This window comes from Bradyrhizobium sp. AUGA SZCCT0222 (assembly GCF_018130205.1).
In the GTDB taxonomy this organism is placed as follows: domain Bacteria; phylum Pseudomonadota; class Alphaproteobacteria; order Rhizobiales; family Xanthobacteraceae; genus Bradyrhizobium.
The window spans coordinates 1-21,508 of sequence record NZ_JAFCLX010000061.1 but is presented as its reverse complement, the minus strand read 5'-3'; the positions used below and the strand labels follow the sequence as shown (position 1 = coordinate 21,508).

The following is a 21,508-nucleotide window of genomic DNA, read 5'->3' as shown; positions in this document are numbered from 1 at the left end:
AGCGGTCGCAACAGGACGATCATGATGGCCAAAAAATCATTGCAACTCGGCCGCGCCGTGGAATGGCCGGACAGTCCCGAAAAGGCGACGCTGGACCGGGTGCCCAATCCGCAAAAGGACACCAATTATCTGGTGCGGTTCACGGCGCCCGAATTCACCTCGCTCTGCCCGGTGACGGGACAGCCGGATTTCGCCCATCTGGTGATCGATTACGTGCCGGGCCAATGGCTGCTGGAATCCAAATCGCTAAAACTCTATGTCGCGAGTTTTCGCAATCACGGCGCGTTCCATGAGGATTGCACGGTCTCGATCGGAAAGCGGATCGCAGGCGAGATCAAGCCGAAATGGTTGCGCATCGGCGGCTACTGGTATCCGCGCGGCGGCATCCCGATCGACGTGTTCTGGCAGACCGGCAAGCTGCCCAAGGGCGTATGGGTGCCCGACCAGGGCGTCGCGCCCTATCGCGGCCGGGGTTGAACCTAACGGCTAATTATCCCGACAACCGCCCATGCAAAAGCCCCTCGCCGCCTTCATCCGACTTGCCGCCGCGCCGTGCGTCGTTCTGATGCTTTCGAATGCCTCAGCGGCACAGCCCTCGCCCGAGGACCGCTACATCGCGGCCCGCGACGCCGCGATCGCGAAAATCACGAAAATGTACGCGGACAAGAAGGACGACGAGGCCTTCAAGGCTGCGGAAAAGCTGCGCGCTGACCTGCTGGCGAAGCTCGCGCCGATTGTCGCCGAATCCGGTCGCAAGGGATTTGGAACGGCCAAGCTTAATCTCGATGCCTTGTCCAAGGGCGACATGGGCTTTGGCCTGCTCGACGGCGTGCGCTTCGACTCCGAGTTGGGCGACAACGGCGAGAAGGCCGGCCAGAACGGCCGCGACGGCCAATATGTCGAGCCGAAGTCTCATATCATCGTGACGACGCAGCCGATGTTCGAGCGCTGGCTGCGCGCGCACAAGGACTGGTGGGGCAAGAAACTCAAGAACGTGCCGCAACAGATCGGCGCCGCGCTCAAGGACGAAAGCTTCTACACCCAGGCGATCTCGACCGATGCGGCGGTCGTGAACTTCAACGAATTGCCGATCGCCAAACCCGCCTCCGCCACGTCAGCCTTTGCGATGCTGGGCGGGCGAACCCAGGACGCCGTCCCCGAGGCCGCAGACGAGGTGTTCGTTTCAGCGCTGGCCAACGGCAAGGTCTACGTCGCCTATGGATCGATCAAGCCCAAGGTGGAGGTCCCGGCCTGCGTTGCGATCAAGGCGGATTACGACAAGAAGGCCGACAAGGCCGCCGACGATCTGCAGTCCAAACGCATCGACAGGAAGTCCTACGACAAGCTCGGCGATCTCAGGCAAAAGGGCGAAGACGCCTACAAGAAATGCTTTACCGAGCGCGCGCCGCAGCAGCCGTCATTTGCCGAAGCGACCAGGCAGGCGCAGGCCTTGCTGGCGGAGGCGATGGGAAACTAGCGCGAGGCGTCACAGCCAGGGCGTGAACCCATTGATCCTGAGCCGTCGCACGTGCACTCCGGCGTGCATTGCACACCCGCGTCAGACGGCTAGCCATGCACCTTGTGCAACAAGAGACGTTGCCTCGACACCTATCTCACTCACGTCCATATGATGTAGCCTGCCCGCAGGAAGCGCCGCGCATCTCAGACGCTGGCGCTGTTGAGGAAACGACATCATGAAATATCTGTTCCGCGCTCTTGCAGCGTTCGCGCTTCTGCTGAGCTGCTCAGGCGGCGCCTGGGCACAAGGCTGGCCGAACCGGTCGATCCGCATGGTCGTTCCCTACACGCCGGGCGGCTACACCGACCTGATGGCCCGCCTCGTCGGGCAAAAGATCTCCGAGGCGCTCGGCCAGCCCATCGTCTTCGAGAACAAGCCAGGCGCCAACGCCATCATCGGCACCGACGTCGTCGCCAAGGCCGCGCCCGACGGCTACACGTTCGGCACCGTGATCGCGGCGCATGCGGCAAATGCCACGCTCAATCCAAAACTGCCCTACGACACGCTGAAGGACTTCAGCTACGTCTCGCTGATGAGCGTCGCACCGCTGATCATGATCGCGCATCCCTCGGTGCCGGCCAACAATTTGAAAGAGCTGATCGCGCTCGCAAAGGCGAAGCCGGGCGAGCTCAATTTTGCGTCGAGCGGCATCGGCGCTGCGGCACATCTCACCATGGAGATGTTCATGAGCCGCACCGGCATCAAAATGCAGCACATTCCGTACAAGGGCACGGCCGGCGCACTGCAGGATACCGTCGGCGGGCAAATCAACGTGATGTTCGACATCGTTGGTCCGCTGATGCCGCAGGTGCGCTCCGGCAACGCCAAGGCGATCGTCGTCACCGCGAAAGAGCGCATTCCGGCGGCACCCGACGTGCCGACGATGGCGGAACAGGGCGTGCCGGATTTCGTGTCCGGCACCTGGGCCGGAATCATCGCACCGGCGGGCACGCCGAAGGAGATCGTCGACCGCGTCTCCGCCGAGGCGAAGAAGGCGCTGGCCGACCCCGCATTGCAGGCAAAACTGGTCGAACAGGGCATCGTGCCGATGGGCAGCAGCCCGGAGGAATTCCGCGGCTTCGTCACTGAAGAGATCGCGCGCTGGCGCAAGGTGATCACCGACGCGGGAATCAAGATGGAATAGCGAGGGCTCGATACGAAGCTAGCCCGGCCGCGCATCCGCCGGCCGGGTCTGCTTCAGCAATCGCGCGCAGACAATTCCGAGCGCAACCATGATGGCCGCCGCGGTGAGCAAGGTCGGAACCTTGCCGGCGTGCTGGATACCGAAGCCGTAGGCGATGGGGCCGAGCGTCTGGCCCATAAAGAAAAAGAACGCATGCAGCGACAACGCGGTCGCGCGCGCTTCCACGGACAATTCGCTGGCGAATACCTGCAGGCTGCCGTGGATCATGTAGAAGCCCCAGCCCATGAAAATCAGGCTGAGCGTTTGCAGCTTCCACTGCGGTCCCATCGCGACACCGATGAGTTGCAGGCCGACCATGGCGGCACCCGTCATCATCATGCCGCTGACACCAATTCGCGGCAGGAAGCGCGATACCGTCATGGTGTAGAAAAGACCGCCGACCGCAAATCCCGCGATCACGATGCCCGCGATCGATAGCGAGGTTTCGCCGAGCTCGAACAGGAACGCGGCAATGAAGGGAAACAGCCCGAGCACGCAGCAGCCTTCGATGAAGACGGCCGAGTAGCAGATGCGCGCATTCGGGTTGGTGAAAATCGTGCGATAGCCTTGCTTGAGCGCCGACAGGCTGGTCCGCGGCGGACGCGTCAACGCCGCGCCGCGAAAGGCGATTGCCACCACGACCGAGGCCACAACCACGATCAGGCCGAGAACGGCGAGCACGCCGCGCCAGCCGAGAAAGTCGCCGATCAGGCCGGATACCGAAGCACCCAGCAGATTGCCGGTCATGGCGCCGGCCAGCGTGCGCCCCATCGCGATTTGGCGTTTCTCGGGCCCGACGAGATCGCTGGTGAGCCCGAGCGCAATCGGAAACACGCCGCCTGAGCCGATACCGGCAAGGATGCGGCTTGCAAACAACAACGGAAACGATGTCGCCACCGCGCCGAGAATGTTGGCGATGCCCAATAGCATCAGGCACACGATCATCAGGCGCGCCTTGCCGAAGATGTCGGCGACCGCACCGAGCACGGGCTGGATGATGGCAAAGGCAAAGGCAAAGACGGCGGCGAAACCGGCCGCCGTGGCGATGCTGATGGAGAAATCCTCGGCGACGTGCGGCAACACCGGATCGAGTGCACGGGCGGACAGGCTTGCCGAAAAGGTCGCGAGCGTAATGATGTTGAGCGCCGGCGGCAGGCGGCTGGATGCGGTCACCGTGATATCAGCCTCACTGGCGCGCTCCGCGCTTGGACAGCGCGTCGAACTCCATCAGGGTTTTTACCAGCGCTTCGAACTCGCGCAGCGGCATCATGTTGGGTCCGTCTGACGGCGCGTTGTCAGGGTCGGGATGAGTCTCGATGAACACGCCGGCCACCCCGACCGCGACGGCCGCGCGTGCCAGCACCGGCACGAATTCGCGCTCGCCACCGGATGAAGTGCCCTTCCCGCCCGGCTGCTGCACTGAATGGGTGGCATCAAAGATCACGGGCGCGCCTGTGGTGCGCGCCATAATCGGCAGCGCGCGCATATCAGACACCAGCGTGTTGTAGCCAAAGGATGCGCCGCGTTCGGTGACCAGCACGTTCGGATTGCCGCCTGATGTGATCTTGCTGACGACGTTGGCCATGTCCCACGGCGCCAGAAACTGCCCCTTCTTGACGTTGACGATTTTGCCGGTCGCCGCCGCCGCCGTCAGCAGGTCGGTCTGACGGCACAGGAACGCCGGGATCTGCAGCACGTCCACCGCCTGCGCCACCTCGGCGCATTGCGAAGCCTCGTGCACGTCGGTCAGCACGGGCAGTCCGAGCGAGGAACGTATCTCGGCGAAGATCGGCAGCGCCTGCGTAAGCCCGATGCCGCGCGCGGCCGAAACGCTGGTGCGGTTGGCCTTGTCGAACGAAGTCTTGTAGACGAGCCCGATTCCGAGGCGCCCTGCGATCTCCTTCAGCGCGCTCGCCACTTCAAGCGCATGGCTGCGGCTTTCGAGCTGGCATGGGCCGGCGATGATCGAAATCGGCAAAGCATTGCCGAATTTGACCGGGCCTACCGTCACAATGGGCGCAGCAGAAATGTTCGCGTTCAAGGGCATTTCCTTCTTGCCTGACGCGGACCATGCCGGTCCGCGCCATCAGGATCAACCCTGTTTACCCCCGGAATGTCAGGGTTGCGCCGCTGGTTACTTCACCGAGGAGAACGCCGTCGGCACCAGCAACTGGCTGACGATGTTGTCGATGATCTGGCCGTCCTCTTCGCTCTTGGCGCGGCCGGCGATCCAATCGGGATCGGACTGAAATGCCGTCCATTTCTTTTCGCGGTCCGCGAGCGAGTCCCAGGCGACGAAATAGGTCAGTTCCTGGTTCGAGGTCCCGATCAGCGTGGTGTAGAAACCGGCCTGCTTGATGCCGTGCTTGTCCCACAGTTTCAGCGTCAGCGTATCGAAGCGCTTCATCAGCGCCGGCAGACGGCCCGGCAGACAGCGATAGACACGCATTTCCATAATCATCAGCTTCACTCCCCTGATTGTTGTTCTTGCAGGTCACGGAAGCGGTTTGTCGCAACAATTGGCGCGTTCGTCAAAGGCCGCCCGCCACTACACCAGCCGCGACTGCACCACCGCCGCCTGAATGAACGATGCGAACAAGGGATGCGGCTCGAACGGGCGCGATTTCAGTTCGGGGTGGAATTGCACGCCGATGAACCAGGGATGGTCCTCATATTCGACGATCTCCGGCAGCACGCCGTCGGGCGACAGGCCCGAGAAGCGCAGGCCGTGCTGTTCGAGGCGATCCTTGTAGGCGGTGTTGACCTCGTAGCGGTGACGGTGGCGCTCCGAAATCTCGGTGGCCCCGCCATAGACTTCGGATACCCGGCTGCCGCGGGTAAGCGCCGCGGGATAGGCGCCGAGCCGCATGGTGCCGCCAAGATCACCCGCCTTCGACCGCTTCTCGAGCTCGTTGCCGCGCAGCCATTCCGTCATCAGGCCGACCAGCGGTTCTTTGGTCGGACCGAACTCGGTGGAATTGGCGTCCTCGATGCCGACGAGATTGCGCGCGGCTTCGATGACCGCCATCTGCATGCCGAAGCAGATGCCGAAATACGGCACGTCGCGGACACGGGCGAACTGCGCCGCGCGGATTTTCCCCTCGGCGCCGCGCTGACCAAACCCGCCGGGCACCAGGATGCCGTTGACGTGTTCGAGGAACGGAGCTGGATCCTCGTGCTCGAACACCTCGCTCTCGATCCAGTCGAGATTGACCTTCACCTTGTTGGCGATGCCGCCATGCGACAGCGCCTCGATCAGCGATTTGTACGCATCCTTCATGCCGGTATATTTGCCGACGATGGCGATGGTGACCGCGCCTTCGGGGTTGCGCACCCGCTCGTTGATGTCGTTCCAGCTTTGCATCGCGGGCGGGATCTTCGGCGCGATGCCGAACGCGGCCAGCACTTCGTCATCGAGGCCGGCCTCGTGGTAGGCTTGCGGCACCGCGTAGATGTTGTCGACGTCCCTCGCCTCGATAACCGCGCTTTCGCGCACGTTGCAGAACAGACCGAGCTTGCGCCGCTCTTCCTTCGGAATCTCGCGGTCGGTGCGGCACAGCAGGATATCCGGCTGGATGCCGATCGAACGCAGCTCCTTGACCGAATGCTGGGTCGGCTTGGTCTTCAGCTCGCCGGCGCTCGGGATGAACGGCAGCAGCGTCAGATGAATGTAAACCGCGTGCTCGCGCGGCAATTCGTTCTTGAGCTGACGGATGGCTTCAAAGAACGGCAGGCCCTCGATGTCACCGACGGTGCCGCCGATCTCCACCAGCACGAAATCATATTCGTCATTGCCGGAGAGGACGAACTCTTTGATCGCGTTGGTGACGTGCGGCACCACCTGGATCGTCGCCCCCAGATAATCGCCGCGGCGTTCCTTGGTGATGATGTCCTGATAGATGCGCCCGGTGGTGATGTTGTCGGCCCTGGTGGCCGGACGCCCCGTAAAGCGCTCGTAATGGCCGAGATCGAGATCGGTCTCGGCGCCGTCGTCGGTCACGAACACTTCGCCGTGCTGATACGGCGACATCGTTCCGGGATCGAGGTTGAGGTAGGGGTCGAGTTTGCGGAGACGGACCTTGTACCCGCGAGCCTGCAACAGCGCACCGAGTGCCGCTGAAGCCAGACCTTTGCCGAGCGAAGAAACCACGCCGCCGGTGATGAATATGTACCGCGCCATGGGACTCAACCTTTAAGGCCACTGCTCCGATTCGCCAAAACGAATCGTTCGCCAGAGCGAACATTTTGCCGGGCTGTGGGTGACGTGAAATTTAAAGCGATATCAGAGCATTGATGGGAAGTTCTGATGCAGGACGGTAGTCGCCGTCCTGCATAGCCACCCTGCTTTATTGCGAACGCGGAGCTTGCGGGCCCGATGGCGCCGGCGGACTCTGCTGTTCATCAACCTTCTTCAGCGTATCCAGAACGCCGCCGCTGGTCGGCGGCGCGATCGGCGCCCCTCCGGGCTGGGACGGCATCGCGGGGCCCGTGAGAATCGAGCTTGGCTTGCGATCGAGGCCCGCGGACCAGGCCAAATACAGGCTGGTGACAAAGAAGCCTGCCGCCAAAATCGCGGTCATCCGCGTCAACAGATTGGAGGTTCCGCGGCTCGACATGAAGCCGGCGCCGCCGCCCATGCCAAGGCCGCCGCCTTCGGATTTCTGCAGCAATACCGCGCCGATCAGCACGGCAACGATCATGAGGTGAACGACAATAACGACGGCCTGCATTTCTAACCTTCCGTCACAAGCGATGAGCGCCGGGCTTCGGCTGCACTATTGAGCTTGCGGGTTTTCCTGAAGTTGCGCGGTGTTACACGATCGGACGGGGCATTGTCACCCCCAACAGCTGCACCGGAGATAATTGCCGCAGGCTTTCCAACAAGCTGCGAAGGCGCACGAAGTCGCGACATTTCCAGCTTGCGAACGGCGGCCGACTTCTCTTATAATGGACATATGGATACTATTGTAGACGATCTGAGCAACCGGCTGGCGCAGCGCCTGCGTCTCGAGCGCGACAGCCGCGGCTGGTCGCTGGCCGATCTCGCCGAACGCTCGGGGGTCTCGAAGGCGACCATCAGCAAGATCGAACGCGCCGAGGTCAGCCCGACCGCGGTGGTGCTGGTTCGGCTCGCAAGCGCCTTCGACCTCACGCTTGCCGGCCTGATGCTGCGCGCCGAGGGCCAGGGCGAGCGCCTTTCGCGTGCCGGCGAACAGCCGGTCTGGCGCGATCCCGAAACCGGCTACCTGCGCACACAGGTATTCAATCGCCCCGATCATCCGCTCGAAGTCATCAGGGTCGAATTGCCGGCACGCCAGCGCGTCACGCTGCCGGCTTCGTCCTATGCGCATATCCGTCAGGTGGTCTGGGTACAGGCCGGCGCGCTCGTGATCATCGAGGCCGGCGAACGGTATCTTCTTGGCACCGGCGATTGCCTCGGATTCGGTCCGCCCGCGGAGACGACCTTCGCCAACGAGAGCGCAGCACCCTGCACCTATGTCGTGGCGCTGGCCCGGAGCTAGCAACGATGCCGGAGGTCACCCTCAAGAGCACCGCGATCGAACAAGCGTCCCCCGACAACACTATTGCGGCCGGCCACAATGGCGGCCCACCTCTCGACGATAGGCACAGGCCGGAATGGGGTGATGGGGGAATCGGAAATTACTTCTACTGGAAGGCTGCGCACCGCAGGGCGTGGCACAACCTCTCACCCGGCATCGTCGCCTTTCGTATTCAAAAGGCTGAACGGCTCGGGCTCACTTATGAAGAGTACACGTTGGAAATTCTCGAACGCGGCCGCCATCTCCAGATCGAGGATGTCGAGCGGATTGCAGAGATCAAGCAGGCCCGTGCGGCCAGGAAACGAGGCTGAACGACATGCCTGATATCGAAATCAAACCCTTGAGCCCGTCGCCCGATATCCGCGCGAGCCTCAGCGAGATACTGATCGAAGCGGTGGCCCATGGCGGCTCGGTCAACTTCATGCATCCGCTGCACCAGGAGGTCGCAAATGCCTTCTGGGAGAAATCGCTGGCCGCGGCGGCGCGCGGAGAACGGATCATTCTGGGCGCCTTCGACGGCGACCAACTGGTCGGAACGGTAACGCTGGTGCTGGACCTTGCGCTCAACCAGCCACACCGGGCGGAAATCATCAAGATGATGACGCGGGTCAGCCATCGCGGCCGCGGCGTGGCGAAGGCGCTGCTATACGCGGCCGAGCGCGTGGCGATCGATCATGGGCGCTGGCTGCTTGTGCTCGACACCGCCGACGACGAAGGCGCGTCCGGATTATACGAGCGTGTCGGCTTCAAGTTGGCCGGGATCATTCCGGACTATGCGTACAAGCCCCTCGGCGGCATGACGGGCACGATGTTCTACTGGAAGCGCCTGCAGAACAACGCCCCCGCGCAAGGCTAGCATCCCGCTGCGATCGCCAAAAAGTCCGCCGCCTTCAGGCTGGCGCCGCCGACCAGTGCACCGTTGACGTTGGCGACCGCCATCAGTTCGGCCGCATTGGATGGCTTGACCGAACCGCCATAGAGAATCCGGATCTTGCCGCCCTCAGCCTTAAATCGGTCGGTGAGAACACCCCGGATAAACGCATGAACTTGCTCGACATCTTTTGCCGTCGGGGTCAGCCCGGTGCCGATCGCCCAGACCGGCTCATAGGCCACCACCAGATTGGCTGAGGTCGATCCGTCCGGCAGCGAGCCTTTGAGCTGGCCTCCGCAGATGTCCAGGGTTTGCCCGGCGTCGCGCTGGCCCTGGGTTTCGCCGATACAAACGATGGCCGTCAGTCCCGCCCGCCAGGCGGCTTCCGCCTTCTGCCGGACCAGGGCATCGGTTTCGCCATGATCGGCGCGCCGTTCGGAATGGCCCACAATGATGGCGCTGGCGCCGGCATCGGCCAGCATTTCAGCCGAGAGGTCGCCGGTATGGGCGCCCGAGGCCTTCGGGTGGCAATCCTGGGCGCCGACGGCGATTTTTGAGCCCTTCGCCTTATCGGCAAAGCCCGCGATCAGCGTCGCCGGCGGGCAGACCAGCAGGTCGGCCTTGGCGGCCACCGCTGCGGCACCTTCGCGCATCGCCTCAAATTCGGCCAGCGAGGACTTGAGGCCGTTCATTTTCCAGTTGCCGGCAATCAGGTGCCGAATGGCGTCGGGCATGTCGATTTTCTCTCGAAAATGGGGTCCCCCTCCGCTAGCAGAGGCGCGCCACCAGTTCCAGACACCGCTTCAAATGATCTCTGAGCCGTTAACCGCTTCAATTGGCGAGGTTACGGGCACGCAACCGAGGTTGCTAGGGCCCGAACCGAGGTTGCGGGGGGGCGACTGCCACTTTATGATGCGATATCAACTCGGGTAGACGCCCTGTTGCGGTATTCCAATCGGAAACCGCCTTGGGTATCACCCGGTTCCCCTCCTACAAAACAAGTTGGACCCATGCTTCGAGGAATACGCAAAGCCTCATCAAACTGGCTCGGCAAGGCCATCATGAGCGTCGTGATGGGCGTGCTGATTCTCAGCTTTGCTGTCTGGGGCATCGCCGACATCTTCAAGGGCTTTGGGCAGTCGACGCTGGCCAAGATCGGCAAGACCGAGATCTCGACCGAGCAATTCCGCCAGATCTACACCGACAAGCTCCAGCAACTGGGCCGTCAGTTCGGCCGGCCGCTGACCCAGGAGCAGGCCCGCTTGTTTGGGCTTGATCGTCAGGTGCTGCAGCAGACCATCGCGGAAGCCGCCCTCGACGAGGAGGCGCGGCGCATGGGCCTTGCCCAGTCGGATGCCGAGGCCATGCGGGTTATCTACAACGATCCCGCCTTCAAGGGATTGGGCGGCAATTTCGATCCGGCGCGCTTCCAGGCCACGATCCGCCAGTTCGGTTACACCGAGCAGCGCTACCTCGCCGAGCGGCGGCGCCTGGGCTTGCGGCGCCAGATCGCGGACACCGTCACGGCCGGGCTCGAGCCGCCGAAGCTCATGATCGATGCCTTGACCCGGTTCCAGAACGAGCAGCGGTCGGTCGACTACATCAAACTCGACGCCGCGCAGGCCGGCGCCATCGACACGCCCTCGCCCGAGACGCTCGCCGCCTATTTCGAAGACCACAAGACCCAGTTCCGCGCACCCGAATTTCGCAAACTATCGTTCATCGTGATCAGCCCCGAGGAAATCGGCAAATGGTCCGAAGTCTCCGACGAGGATGCGAAGAAGGTATTTGAACAGAGCCGTAACCGGATCGGTACGCCCGAGAAGCGCGAAGTGCAGCAGATGGTGTTTCAAAACGCCGAGGAAGCGCTCACCGCGCGCAGCCGCATCACATCCGGAATGTCGTTCGACGACGTCGCCAAGGAACACAACGCTAATCTTGTTGACCTCGGCATGACGGCAAAATCCGCCATCATCGATCCGGCCATCGCCGACGCGGCGTTCGCGCTGTCCTCCGGCGAGGTGAGCCAGCCGATAAAAGGCCAGTTCGTCGTGGCGCTGGTCAAGGTCGGCAAGATCGAACCGGCTACGACGCCTTCCTATGAAAGTGTCGCAGCGCAGATCAAAAAGGAGATCGCGACCGAGCGGGCGCGCAGCAAAGTCGCCGAACTCCACAACAAGATGGAAGACGAGCGTGGCGGCGGCGCCAGCGTGGTCGAAGCCGCCCAGAAGCTCGGACTGAGCGCAGTCACCATCGAGGCCGTCGACCGCTCCGGCCGCGGCCCTGACGGCCGGCCGGTCGGCAATATTCCGCGTGGTCTCGACGTGGTCTCGCAAGCCTTCGCAAGCAATGTCGGCGTCGACAACGATCCGATCCAGTTTGCCGGCGGCTATGTCTGGTACGACGTTATCGGCGTTACGCCGTCGCGTGAACGCAATCTCGACGAGGTCCGCGCCCAGGTCGAAACCAAGTGGCGCGAAGACCAGATATCGAGCAAGCTGCGCGCGAAGGCGACCGAGATGGTCGGCAAGCTCGAGCGTGGCGGCACCTTGGCCGAAGAAGCCGCGTCGATCGGCTCGAAGTTCGAAACCGCAACCGGCTTCCGGCGCGACGCCGCTCCATCCGGCGTGCCCTCGAGCCTCATCACCGCGGCGTTTCGCACCGCCAAGGATGGCGTCGGACAAACCGCCGGCGCCGGGGGCAGCGAGTGGATCGTGTACCGCGTCACCGATGTCAGCATGCCCTCGGTCAACGTCGCTGCCGACGAGGTCAAGAAACTGAAGGAGACATTGCTGCGGGGCCTCACCGACGAACAGGTCGCACAGTACGTCACGAAGATCGAGTCAGAGATCGGCACGACCATCAACCAGGCGGCCTTCGCACAGGTGACGGGCGCGAACAGCAACTGAGCATGATCCGGGACGTGGGCACCGGTTTTCCCTCGACAAGCGCGTAGCGTTTGCTCGAAGGTCATGCTCAAGAGATAAAGACGTCCCAATCCTGAAAGCAACGCGATGGACGACCTCAAATCTATCATCGGAAAAGTCGCCACCGGTGCGACGCTGTCGCGTGAGGAGGCCGCCTCCGCCTTCGACAGCATGATGTCCGGCGAGGCGACGCCTTCGCAGATGGGCGGACTATTGATGGCGCTGCGGGTGCGCGGCGAGACGGTCGACGAGATCACCGGCGCGGTGTCGGCGATGCGCGGCAAGATGCTGCGGGTCAAGGCGCCGGCTGAGGCCGTCGACGTGGTCGGCACCGGTGGCGACGGTTCCGGGTCGGTGAACGTGTCGACCTGCGCCTCCTTCATTGTCGCGGGCGCCGGCGTGCCCGTCGCAAAACACGGCAACCGCGCGCTGTCTTCGCGCTCCGGGGCGGCCGACGTATTGGCCTCGCTCGGTGTCAGGATCGACCTTTCACCCGCCCAGGTCGGCCGTTGCGTACAGGAAGCCGGCATCGGATTCATGTTCGCGCCCGCCCACCATCCGGCCATGAAGAACGTCGGCCCGACCCGGGTCGAACTCGCCACGCGTACGATCTTCAACCTGCTCGGGCCGCTGTCCAACCCGGCCGGCGTCAAGCGGCAAATGGTCGGCGTATTCTCGAGGCACTGGGTGCAGCCGCTGGCGCAGGTGCTGAAGAACCTCGGCTCCGAGTCGGTCTGGGTGGTGCACGGCTCCGACGGTCTCGACGAAATTACCCTCACCGGCCCGAGCTTTGTCGCGAGCCTCGAGAACGGCAATATCCGCACCTTCGAGGTGACACCGGAAGAGGCCGGCCTCGCCCGCGTCGGCGGCGAAGCGTTGAAGGGCGGTGATGCCGACGCCAACGCAGTGGCGCTGCAAAGCGTGCTCAACGGCAAGCCGAGCGCGTATCGCGACGTCGCTCTCCTGAACGCCGCGGCGGCGCTGATCGTCGCCGGCCGCGCCAGGGATTTGAAGGAAGGCGTCGCGCTGGGCACCAAATCGCTCGACGGCGGTGCCGCAGCTGCAAAACTCAAGCATTTGATCGCGGTGTCCAACGGCTGACCGCGGGAGCGCCTGACATGTCCGACATCCTGAGCAAGATCGAGACTTACAAGCGCGAGGAGATCGCCGCCGCCAAGCGTGCGCATCCGCTGGCAAGCCTGGAAGCACTGGCCAAAGCCGCGCCGCCGCCGCGCGGCTTCTTGCGCGCGATCCGTGAAAAGCTTGATCGCGGTGACTATGCGCTGATCGCCGAAGTGAAAAAGGCTTCGCCCTCCAAGGGGCTGATCCGCGCCGATTTCGATCCGCCGGCATTGGCAAAAGCCTATGAAGCCGGCGGGGCGGCGTGTCTGTCGATCCTGACCGATACGCCGTCATTCCAGGGCCATCTCGATTTCATGGTCGCGGCACGTGCGGCGACCAATTTGCCGGTGCTGCGCAAGGATTTCCTGTTCGACACCTATCAGGTGGTCGAGGCCCGCGCCCATGGCGCTGACTGCATCCTGATCATCATGGCCGCACTTGATGACGGCACGGCCAGGGATCTGGAAGATGCCGCCATCGCGCATGGCATGGACGTGCTGATCGAAATCCACGACCGCGCTGAGCTCGATCGCGCGCTAAAGCTTCGCTCGCCGATGATCGGCGTCAATAACCGAAATTTGCGCACCTTCGAAACCACGCTGGTGACCAGCGAGGCGCTCGCGCCGCTGATCCCTGGGGATCGCCTGATGGTCGGTGAAAGCGGCATCTTTACTCCGGCAGACCTTGCGCGCCTCGCGCGCGTCGGCATGGCGACCTTCCTGGTCGGCGAAAGCCTGATGCGCCAGGCCGACGTCACGGTGGCAACGCGGGCGTTACTGGCCCGTACCGACGTGCCGCGCGCCACCGGGACGCGCTAGGCGATGGCGCGGAAGGTTTCCAAAGGCGGCGCCCTCACCCACATCGATGCATCGGGCGAAGCGCGAATGGTCGACGTGTCGGCCAAACCCGCCACCGAACGCACAGCCGTGACCGAAGGCCGCGTGGTCATGAGCAAGGCGACGCTCGAACTGATCGTCTCCGGTAACGCCAAAAAGGGCGACGTGCTCGGCACCGCCCGTATTGCCGGCATCATGGCGGCCAAGCGCACCTCGGATTTGATCCCGCTGTGCCATCCGCTGGCGCTATCGAAGGTCACGCTCGACATCACGCCCGACAGGAAATTGCCCGGCTGCGTCGTCCGCGCCACCGTGAAGGTCACCGGGCCGACCGGCGTCGAGATGGAAGCGCTGACGGCGGTGTCGGTCGCGTGCCTGACGATCTACGACATGATCAAGGCAGTCGAGCGCGGTGTGCGGATCGAAGGCATTCATCTGGTCGAGAAAAAGGGCGGCAAGTCCGGACATTACCGCGCCGGGGACTGATCAGTCCGCCGGTCGAGCCGAAGCCCTGCGGTCGCCACGCTTGTCCGTGCTCACGTCAAATCACTTGAGCGACGTGCTGATTTTGCCAAAGTTGGTGGCAAGCTTGCCTCCGACGCCCTGAACTGCAGCGATGATCGCAAGCGCGATGCCCGCAGCGATCAACCCGTACTCGATCGCGGTCGCGCCGCTTTCGTCCGCAATGAATTCCTTCAACATCTTTTTCATGACGCCCTCACCTGTGTACGCACAAACGCGATGACAAACTTTGCAAGCGATGAGAACTCGCAAACTACGTGCCAGCAGCACGCCTGAACACTTTCATGATGTTAGATGGTAAAGAGTTGGTTTCAGCGCGCGCAGGCCGGCAAATAGTTCCACCTCCATTCGCGTGAGGCGGCAATTTCTGCAGTTCCGGAAATGGAACCTGATTCTCCGTGCGATGTGATTTATCCGGCGTTGCGTTGCCGCTCGCGATAGCTGCGTGTCTTCATCCGGTTCCCGCACAGCGATGACATGCACCAGCGCCGCGTCGATGGTTTCGAGCGGTCGAAAAACACCCGGCGGCATTCGTCAGACGCGCACGTTTTCAGCCGATCAAGAGTTCCATTTCTCGAGCCGTCATAGAGTTCTGCGACAATCGGCGATAGTCCCGCGAGCGCATCTTCGCGCGCCGCCCGCAGCACCATGCCGTCATCCCCTGCCGCCACGGCCAACGGAAAATATTTCAGCGCTTTGCTCAGCGCGCGAACCGCATCCTTGTTTCCGCGCCGCTCCAGCGGATCGCACTGCAGATAGTCGCGCACCAACGTCCGCAGTTCGATCGCGGTTGCAAACATCGCCGGCGTGATCTTCGCGCTGGTGGGCGCCAGCCCGCGCTGCGACATCCACCTCGCGAGCTCCCGCGCGCTGGTCAGTTCATCGCCTTGCGGATGCGGCACGCCGTGATGCGTGAAGTGCCTGACGTCGAGCGTATTGGCGAAATCATAGAGATTGGCCAGCTCGTCCGGAACGCCGAACTTTTTTGATTCTCGCGACATCGACACCAGTAAAGCATATTTACCGGTTGACAGCAAGAGACACCAATATAACTAATATACTGGTGTTTGCCCCGCAACCCGTTCGAGAGGAACCCGCCATGAGCCACGAGGCAACCTGGTCCCGTACGAGGATTTTCTACGGCTGGTTCGTCGTGGCAGCCGCATTCGCCGTAACCTTCGTCGGCTTCGGCTGCGCCTATACGTTCAGCGCGTTCCTGGAATCGCTGCAGCGCGATTTTGGCGCCTCGCGCGGCTCGGTCTCGCTGGTGTTTTCGCTCGCGGGCTTTCTCTATTTTGCCTTGGGCATCGTCAGTGGCCCCCTCGCCGACCGCTACGGCTCCCGCCGCCTCGCGCTGGCAGGCATGCTGCTGATCGGCCTCGGGCTCGCCGCGGCGGGTGCCGCACGCAATTTGCTCGAGGTCTATACCGCTTACGGCCTCGGTGTCGGACTTGGCATCGGCTGCGCCTATGTGCCCGCGGTCGGCGCGGTGCAGCGGTGGTTCGTACGGCGGCGCGGCTTTGCCTCCGGTCTTGCCGTGAGCGGCATCGGCGTCGGCACACTGGTGATGCCGCCGCTGGCGACGCTCCTGATCGAGACGCTGGGATGGCGCGGCGCTTACCTGGCGCTCGGCGCCATCGCCGCCGTCGTTGGCGGCGGGATGGCGCTGCTGCTGGAGAACGATCCGCGCGCGCGCGGTCTCAACCCCGACGGCGATGCGGTCCTGCCGGGCGCCATCCCGGCGCAGGCGCAGGGCGCCACGGTCAGCGAGGCGATCCGCTCACCACACTTCGTTGCGCTTTATGCCGCCTGCCTGATCTGCTCGTTCGGCCTGTTCGTGCCGTTCGTGCACCTCGTTCCCTATGCCGGGGATCACGGCGTTGCGGCCTCCTCCGCGGTGCTGCTGCTCGGAATCATCGGCATCGGTTCTACCGCCGGCCGCTTCTTCCTCGGCGGGCTCGCCGACCGGATCGGCCGCCAAACCGCCCTGCTGCTGCTGTTCATCGGCATGGCGCTCGCTCTCGCAATCTGGTTGATCTCGACGAGTTTCTGGCAGCTTGCCGGATTCGCCTTCATCTACGGCATGGTCTACGGCGCGTGGGTTGCGGTACTTCCGGCCGTTGTGATGGATCATTTCGGCGGGCGCCATGTCAGCGGCATCATCGGCATCCTCTACACCAGCGTCGCGTTCGGCACCCTGATCGGTCCCAGCACCGCCGGCTACGTATTCGATCTCACGGGCGATTATACGCTGCCGATCCTGGCCGGCGTCGCCGCCAACGTCATCGCCGCCGCCATCGTTGCGATCATGTTCCGCCCACCCCACGCACCCCTTCGGAACTAGGCCCTGCCGAGGTTGTCATCGGCAGCATTCGCTACCTGGCTAACGTTTCGTTAACCAGACTTGCTAACGTCAATTCCATCTCGGCGCGGTAGCAAAGTCACGGGCCGGAAGCACGCAATACTGCTTTCGGGATTATTTGCTGGCAGCGATCTCGTTCAATGGGTTCAATCAACACCGCCTCATTCAAGATCAAGCCCATCTTTCGCGGCGGTCCGATCCGATGGCTGATCCTGGGCGGCGTGCTGCTGATCGCCACGATCGCGATCGGCGCGACCATCATGGCCGGCAATTTCCGCGAACGCGCGCTGCGCAACAGCGAACGCGAGCTGGAAAACACCGTGCTGCTGCTGGCCCGCCATTTCGACCAGCAACTCGAGGATTTGGAGGTGGTCCAGAAGGACCTGATCAGCTTCATCCGATCCAGCTTGATCACGACGACGGAACATTTCCGGCGCCGGATGTCGAGCGAGGAAATCCATCTGATGCTGAAGTCCAAGATCGAGGCGGTGTCCTATGTCGGCGGTGTCAACGTCTTCGACGTCGAGGGCAGACTGATCAATTCGTCGGCGGCCTGGCCCGCCCCGCCCGTCAACGTCGCGGACCGGGCCTATTTCAAGACCTTCAAGTCCGGGCCGGAATCGCCGACCGTGGTGATCGAGCCGGTCTACAGCCGTGTCACCGGCGTCTGGACCACAGTGATCGCGCGCAAGGTCACGGGGCCGAACGGCGAATTCCTCGGCGCCATCGGCCGCGGCATCGAACCCGCCAATTTCGAGAAATTCTTCGCTTCGGTGGCGCTCGGATCGGATGCCGCGATCGCCATGCACCACCGCGACGGCACGCTGCTCGCCCGTTATCCGCATGTCGCCGAGATGATCGGCAAGAACTTCAAGTCCGGCCCGGCCAGCCAGCGGCTTGTGTTCGAGCGCGCCAATACCACCTCCCGTCTGACCAGCCCGCTCGACGGCGAGCACCGGGTGATCTCCTCGCGCGCGCTGAGCAAATTTCCGATCGTGATCGTCGCAGCGACGACCACCGCGGCGGCGCTGGCCGACTGGCGCGCGCAAATCTCCATCCTGATCGCGGTGGCCGGATTGTCCGTGGCGGCGATCGCCATCCTGCTGTTCCTGGTTGTGCGCAAGCTCTTGCAGCAGCATCGCGCGTCGCAGCAGCGGCTGACGCTGGAAAAACAGCGGCTCGACACCGCCGTCAACAACATGACGCAAGGCCTGCTGCTGTTCGATTCCTCGCAGCGCCTCGTCATCTGCAACCAGCGCTATCTCGACATGTACGGCCTGTCGGCCGAGATCGTGAAGCCGGGCTGCAGCTTCCGCGACGTGATCGCGCATCGAAAACAGACCGGATCGTTCACCGGCGACGTCGACCGCTACGTCGTGCGGGTGCTGCGCGACGTCGGGCAGCGCAACGCGATGATCATCACGACCCCCGACGGACGTTCGGTCCAGGTCGTCAACGAACCGCTGGCGGACGGCGGATGGGTGGCCACCCATGAAGACGTTACCGAACAACGCCAGGCCGAGGAACGCATCACCCACCTCGCCCATTACGACGCGCTGACCGACCTGCCGAACCGCACCCTGTTCCACGAACAACTCAAGCAGGAACTGCCTCACGTCGCGGCCGACCGGCAGCTTGCGGTGCTCTATATCGACATCGACGAGTTCAAGAGCATCAACGACTCGCTCGGACACATGATCGGCGACGAGTTGCTCAAGGCCGTCGCGGTCAGCCTGCGTGCTTGCGTGCGCGAGACCGATTTCGTGGCGAGGCTCGGCGGCGACGAATTCGCCATCGTGCAGACCGGGGTGACGGGCGCCGACGATGTCACCGAACTCACCCGCCGCATCTATGATGCGATCCGCGCTCCTTACGAATGCCTCGGCCATCAGGTGACCACCGACGCCTCGATCGGCATCGCGCTGGCGCCGCAGGATGGTTCCGACCTCGACCAGATCCTGAAGAACGCGGATCTGGCGATGTACGCCGCCAAGGCCGCCGGCCGCCGCACCCATCGCTTCTTCCAGCCGGAAATGGACGCCCAGGTGCGCGCCCGCCGCGTGCTGGAAATGGACCTGCGACAGGCCATCATCGATGGCGGCTTCGAGGTTTACTACCAGCCGTGTCTGGACCTCGGGGACGGCAGGATCACCGGCTGCGAAGCGCTGGTGCGCTGGCGCCATCCGGAGCGCGGCATCATCTCGCCGGCCGACTTCGTGCCGATCGCCGAAGAGACCGGCCTGATCAACCAGCTCGGCGAGTGGGTGCTGACCACGGCGTGCGCCGAGGCCTCCACCTGGCCGGACGATGTCCGCCTTGCGGTCAACGTTTCGCCGGTACAGTTCAAGAGCGGCACGCTGGCGCTGAAGGTGATGGCAGCGCTTGGGGCGTCGGGCCTGGCCGCGGGCCGGCTGGAACTCGAGATCACCGAAGCGGTGCTGATCCGCGACGACGATGCGGCGCTTGCCATCCTGCACCAGCTTCGCGCCATCGGGGTCAGAATCGCGCTCGACGATTTCGGGACCGGCTATTCCTCGCTGAGCTATCTGAAGCGCTTCCCGTTTGACAAGATCAAGATCGACCGCTGCTTCGTCACCGATATCGCCGAGCCGGAAGGGTCGGCCAGCATCGTCGAGGCTGTCGTGAACATCGCCGCCGCGCGCCACATGACGACGACCGCGGAAGGGGTCGAGACCGAGCAGCAGCGCGAATTGCTGCGCGCGCTCGGCTGTTCGGAGATGCAGGGCTATCTGTTCAGCCCGCCACGACCCGGCGCCGACATCAAGCCCCTGCTGCTCGCGCACCGGCCGATGCCTGCCGCCGCGAGCCCTGTGGGCTCCCGCAGGCGCAAGCCCGCCGCCTAGACGGGTCTTCTTCGTTTGAGGACGCTCTAGTTCGGCACCGGCCGCTTCGCCGCAACCGCCGGCGCATTGGCGTTGACGGTGACCCCGCGCAGCAGATTGTAGGCGGCGCCGAGCGCCTTGTCGTCCTTTTCGGACGGCGGCACGTAGGATTGCGAACCGGTCTGCTCGGCGCCGTCGGCGGCCAGGTGCCCGCGCATCGACGCTTCGCCCTTCAGCTCGGCACGGCTCTTCAACTCGTCCGGCACGTCCTGCAGCACCTCGATGTCAGGCGTGACACCCTGGGCCTGGATCGATTTTCCGGACGGCGTAAAATAGCGCGCGGTCGTCAATGCCAGCGCGCCGTTGGACTTGCCGAGCGGAATAATCGTCTGCACCGAGCCCTTGCCGAACGAACGCGTGCCGATGATGGTGGCGCGCTTGTGGTCGCGCAAGGCGCCGGCCACGATCTCGGACGCCGATGCCGATCCGCCGTTGATCAGCACGACGAGCGGCTTGCCTTTGGTCAGATCGCCGCCGCGCGCGACGAAACGCTGGGTTTCCTCCGGCGTCCGGCCACGGGTCGAGACCACCTCGCCCCGCCCCATGAAGGCGCTCGACACCGACACCGCCTGATCGAGCAAGCCGCCCGGATTGTTGCGCAGATCGATGACGTAGCCCACGAGCTTGTCGGACGGGATCGACTTTGTAATCTCACCGATCGCCTTGCGCAGGCCGTCGGTGGTCTGCTCGTTGAAGCTGGTAATCCTGATATAGCCGATATCGCCGCCCTCGGTGCGGAAGCGCACCGGCCGCACCCGGATGATTTCGCGCACGATCGCGACCTCGACCGGCGTATCCGCGCCCTTGCGAACGATCTTCAGGCGGATCTTGCTGTTGGCTGGCCCCTTCATCTTGCTGACGGCCTGATCGAGCGTCATCCCCTGAATGGAATCATCGTCGATCTGCGTGATCAGATCGCCCGACATGATGCCGGCCTTGGCGGCGGGCGTGTCGTCGATCGGCGCCACCACCTTGACGAGGCCGTCATCCATCGTCACCTCGATGCCGAGCCCGCCAAATTCGCCATTCGTGGTCTCCTGCATGTCGCTCCAGCCCTTCGCATTCATGTAGCGCGAATGCGGATCGAGCGAGGAGATCATGCCGTTGATGGCGCCCTCCATCAGCTTGGAATCGTCGGGCTTCTCGACATAGCTGCTGCGAATGCGCTCGAACACGTCCCCGAACAGATTGAGCTGCGAATAGGTGCCGTCGGTGCGGGCCGCAGCCTTGGCGGCCGCAACCAGATGCGTCCCCTGCGGTCCGGCGACCAGAAAGGTCAAACAGGCGCCGGTGACCGTGCCGAGGAGAAAGGTGAGATTCCTGCGCATTTGCGATCCTTCTCGCTATCAACCGCCAAAATCATGTGAATCGGCGTCCCGGGCTCCGGCGCGGTCAACCAACAACGGCTTTTTGGTCGGATCAAGGCGGTTTCGGTCCGGGCCATTACGGGTTTGTTAAGTATAGGGTTTTGGCCGGATTGGACTGTTTTTGGGGGGCATATGGCACCCTGTGAATCGTCGTCCCGGCGAACGCAGATGCGCAATTGCGCATCGGGGGACCCATACCGCGTGATCTCTCCATGAAACTCGGTTGTAGAGACCTTCCGCAAAACTACTCCCTGGGGTTATGGGTCGTAAGTCTCGGTGCCTCGATTAAGATGGGGCGATCGAGGCGGGCGTTGCGGGGTTTATGGGAGGTCGTT

Annotated in this window: 21 protein-coding genes; 12 read left to right on the top strand and 9 right to left on the bottom strand. The window is 63.4% G+C overall.

Annotated features, from left to right (window positions below; translation table 11 throughout):
• Positions 1-24 precede the first annotated feature (24 nt).
• From queF to JQ629_RS32845, 3 genes are all read left to right on the top strand, one after another.
• Positions 25-477 (top strand): preQ(1) synthase, encoded by a 453-nt coding sequence (gene queF, locus JQ629_RS32855; protein WP_212416141.1) that lies wholly within the window; start codon positions 25-27, stop codon positions 475-477.
• 31 nt (positions 478-508) lie between these two features.
• Positions 509-1,477 (top strand): hypothetical protein, encoded by a 969-nt coding sequence (locus tag JQ629_RS32850; protein ID WP_212416140.1) that lies wholly within the window; start codon positions 509-511, stop codon positions 1,475-1,477.
• Between the two features lie 217 nt (positions 1,478-1,694).
• Complete coding sequence (locus JQ629_RS32845) at positions 1,695-2,663, top strand: tripartite tricarboxylate transporter substrate binding protein (RefSeq protein ID WP_212416139.1); 969 nt, start codon at positions 1,695-1,697, stop codon at positions 2,661-2,663.
• 18 nt (positions 2,664-2,681) lie between these two features.
• Here the strand turns inward: JQ629_RS32845 and JQ629_RS32840 are convergent, their stop codons facing one another.
• From JQ629_RS32840 to secG, 5 genes are all read right to left on the bottom strand, one after another.
• Entirely contained in the window at positions 2,682-3,875 is a 1,194-nt protein-coding gene (locus tag JQ629_RS32840; RefSeq protein WP_212416138.1) for an MFS transporter, read from the bottom strand.
• A 13-nt stretch (positions 3,876-3,888) separates the two neighbouring features.
• Positions 3,889-4,743, bottom strand: a complete 855-nt coding sequence (gene kdsA, locus JQ629_RS32835; protein WP_212416137.1) for a 3-deoxy-8-phosphooctulonate synthase — start codon at positions 4,741-4,743, stop codon at positions 3,889-3,891.
• Positions 4,744-4,836: 93 nt separating this feature from the next.
• Complete coding sequence (locus JQ629_RS32830; protein WP_192739554.1) at positions 4,837-5,163, bottom strand: NIPSNAP family protein; 327 nt, start codon at positions 5,161-5,163, stop codon at positions 4,837-4,839.
• A gap of 87 nt (positions 5,164-5,250) precedes the next feature.
• Positions 5,251-6,882, bottom strand: coding sequence for a CTP synthase (gene pyrG / locus JQ629_RS32825; RefSeq protein WP_212416136.1), 1,632 nt, complete (start codon positions 6,880-6,882; stop codon positions 5,251-5,253).
• Positions 6,883-7,048: 166 nt separating this feature from the next.
• Positions 7,049-7,432, bottom strand: coding sequence for a preprotein translocase subunit SecG (secG, locus tag JQ629_RS32820; protein WP_212416135.1), 384 nt, complete (start codon positions 7,430-7,432; stop codon positions 7,049-7,051).
• Positions 7,433-7,657: 225 nt separating this feature from the next.
• Here secG and JQ629_RS32815 point away from each other — a divergent pair, with 225 nt between their 5' ends.
• The 3 genes from JQ629_RS32815 to JQ629_RS32805 are packed head-to-tail and all read left to right on the top strand — an operon-like array spanning position 7,658 to position 9,119.
• Positions 7,658-8,224, top strand: coding sequence for a helix-turn-helix domain-containing protein (locus tag JQ629_RS32815; RefSeq protein ID WP_212416134.1), 567 nt, complete (start codon positions 7,658-7,660; stop codon positions 8,222-8,224).
• Positions 8,225-8,229: 5 nt separating this feature from the next.
• A complete protein-coding gene (locus JQ629_RS32810; RefSeq protein ID WP_249135431.1) occupies positions 8,230-8,574 on the top strand; it encodes a hypothetical protein in 345 nt (114 codons plus the stop codon).
• A gap of 5 nt (positions 8,575-8,579) precedes the next feature.
• Positions 8,580-9,119: a GNAT family N-acetyltransferase gene (locus tag JQ629_RS32805; protein WP_212416133.1), complete on the top strand. Its 540-nt coding sequence runs from the start codon at positions 8,580-8,582 to the stop codon at positions 9,117-9,119.
• On the opposite strand, the gene tpiA is transcribed toward JQ629_RS32805, so the two are convergent.
• Positions 9,116-9,868, bottom strand: a complete 753-nt coding sequence (gene tpiA / locus JQ629_RS32800) for a triose-phosphate isomerase (protein WP_212416132.1) — start codon at positions 9,866-9,868, stop codon at positions 9,116-9,118. The two genes, JQ629_RS32805 and tpiA, sit on opposite strands and share 4 nt — an antisense overlap.
• Before the next feature lie 276 nt (positions 9,869-10,144).
• Between tpiA and JQ629_RS32795 the strand changes: the two genes are divergently transcribed.
• The 4 genes from JQ629_RS32795 to moaC all read left to right on the top strand — a co-directional run bounded on the left by JQ629_RS32795 (position 10,145) and on the right by moaC (position 14,505).
• Positions 10,145-12,043: a peptidylprolyl isomerase gene (locus tag JQ629_RS32795; protein WP_212416131.1), complete on the top strand. Its 1,899-nt coding sequence runs from the start codon at positions 10,145-10,147 to the stop codon at positions 12,041-12,043.
• A 105-nt stretch (positions 12,044-12,148) separates the two neighbouring features.
• Positions 12,149-13,162 carry an anthranilate phosphoribosyltransferase gene (trpD, locus tag JQ629_RS32790; RefSeq protein WP_212416130.1) on the top strand — a complete coding sequence of 338 codons (1,014 nt, stop codon included), beginning with the start codon at positions 12,149-12,151 and terminating at the stop codon, positions 13,160-13,162.
• 17 nt (positions 13,163-13,179) lie between these two features.
• Positions 13,180-14,001, top strand: coding sequence for an indole-3-glycerol phosphate synthase TrpC (gene trpC, locus JQ629_RS32785; protein WP_212416129.1), 822 nt, complete (start codon positions 13,180-13,182; stop codon positions 13,999-14,001).
• A 3-nt stretch (positions 14,002-14,004) separates the two neighbouring features.
• Positions 14,005-14,505: a cyclic pyranopterin monophosphate synthase MoaC gene (gene moaC, locus JQ629_RS32780; protein WP_212416128.1), complete on the top strand. Its 501-nt coding sequence runs from the start codon at positions 14,005-14,007 to the stop codon at positions 14,503-14,505.
• Positions 14,506-14,565: 60 nt separating this feature from the next.
• Here the strand turns inward: moaC and JQ629_RS32775 are convergent, their stop codons facing one another.
• Together JQ629_RS32775 and JQ629_RS32770 are read right to left on the bottom strand one after the other, a co-directional pair.
• Positions 14,566-14,730, bottom strand: coding sequence for a Flp family type IVb pilin (locus tag JQ629_RS32775; RefSeq protein WP_212416127.1), 165 nt, complete (start codon positions 14,728-14,730; stop codon positions 14,566-14,568).
• 221 nt (positions 14,731-14,951) lie between these two features.
• Positions 14,952-15,542, bottom strand: coding sequence for a CGNR zinc finger domain-containing protein (locus JQ629_RS32770; RefSeq protein ID WP_212416126.1), 591 nt, complete (start codon positions 15,540-15,542; stop codon positions 14,952-14,954).
• Between the two features lie 98 nt (positions 15,543-15,640).
• Between JQ629_RS32770 and JQ629_RS32765 the strand changes: the two genes are divergently transcribed.
• Entirely contained in the window at positions 15,641-16,885 is a 1,245-nt protein-coding gene (locus JQ629_RS32765) for an MFS transporter (RefSeq protein ID WP_212416125.1), read from the top strand.
• Positions 16,886-17,043: 158 nt separating this feature from the next.
• The gene (locus tag JQ629_RS32760) at positions 17,044-19,767 is read left to right on the top strand and encodes a bifunctional diguanylate cyclase/phosphodiesterase (protein WP_212416124.1); all 2,724 of its coding nucleotides are present in this window, start codon (positions 17,044-17,046) and stop codon (positions 19,765-19,767) included.
• Between the two features lie 26 nt (positions 19,768-19,793).
• On the opposite strand, the gene JQ629_RS32755 is transcribed toward JQ629_RS32760, so the two are convergent.
• Positions 19,794-21,134: a S41 family peptidase gene (locus JQ629_RS32755; RefSeq protein WP_212416123.1), complete on the bottom strand. Its 1,341-nt coding sequence runs from the start codon at positions 21,132-21,134 to the stop codon at positions 19,794-19,796.
• Positions 21,135-21,508: the final 374 nt, after the last annotated feature.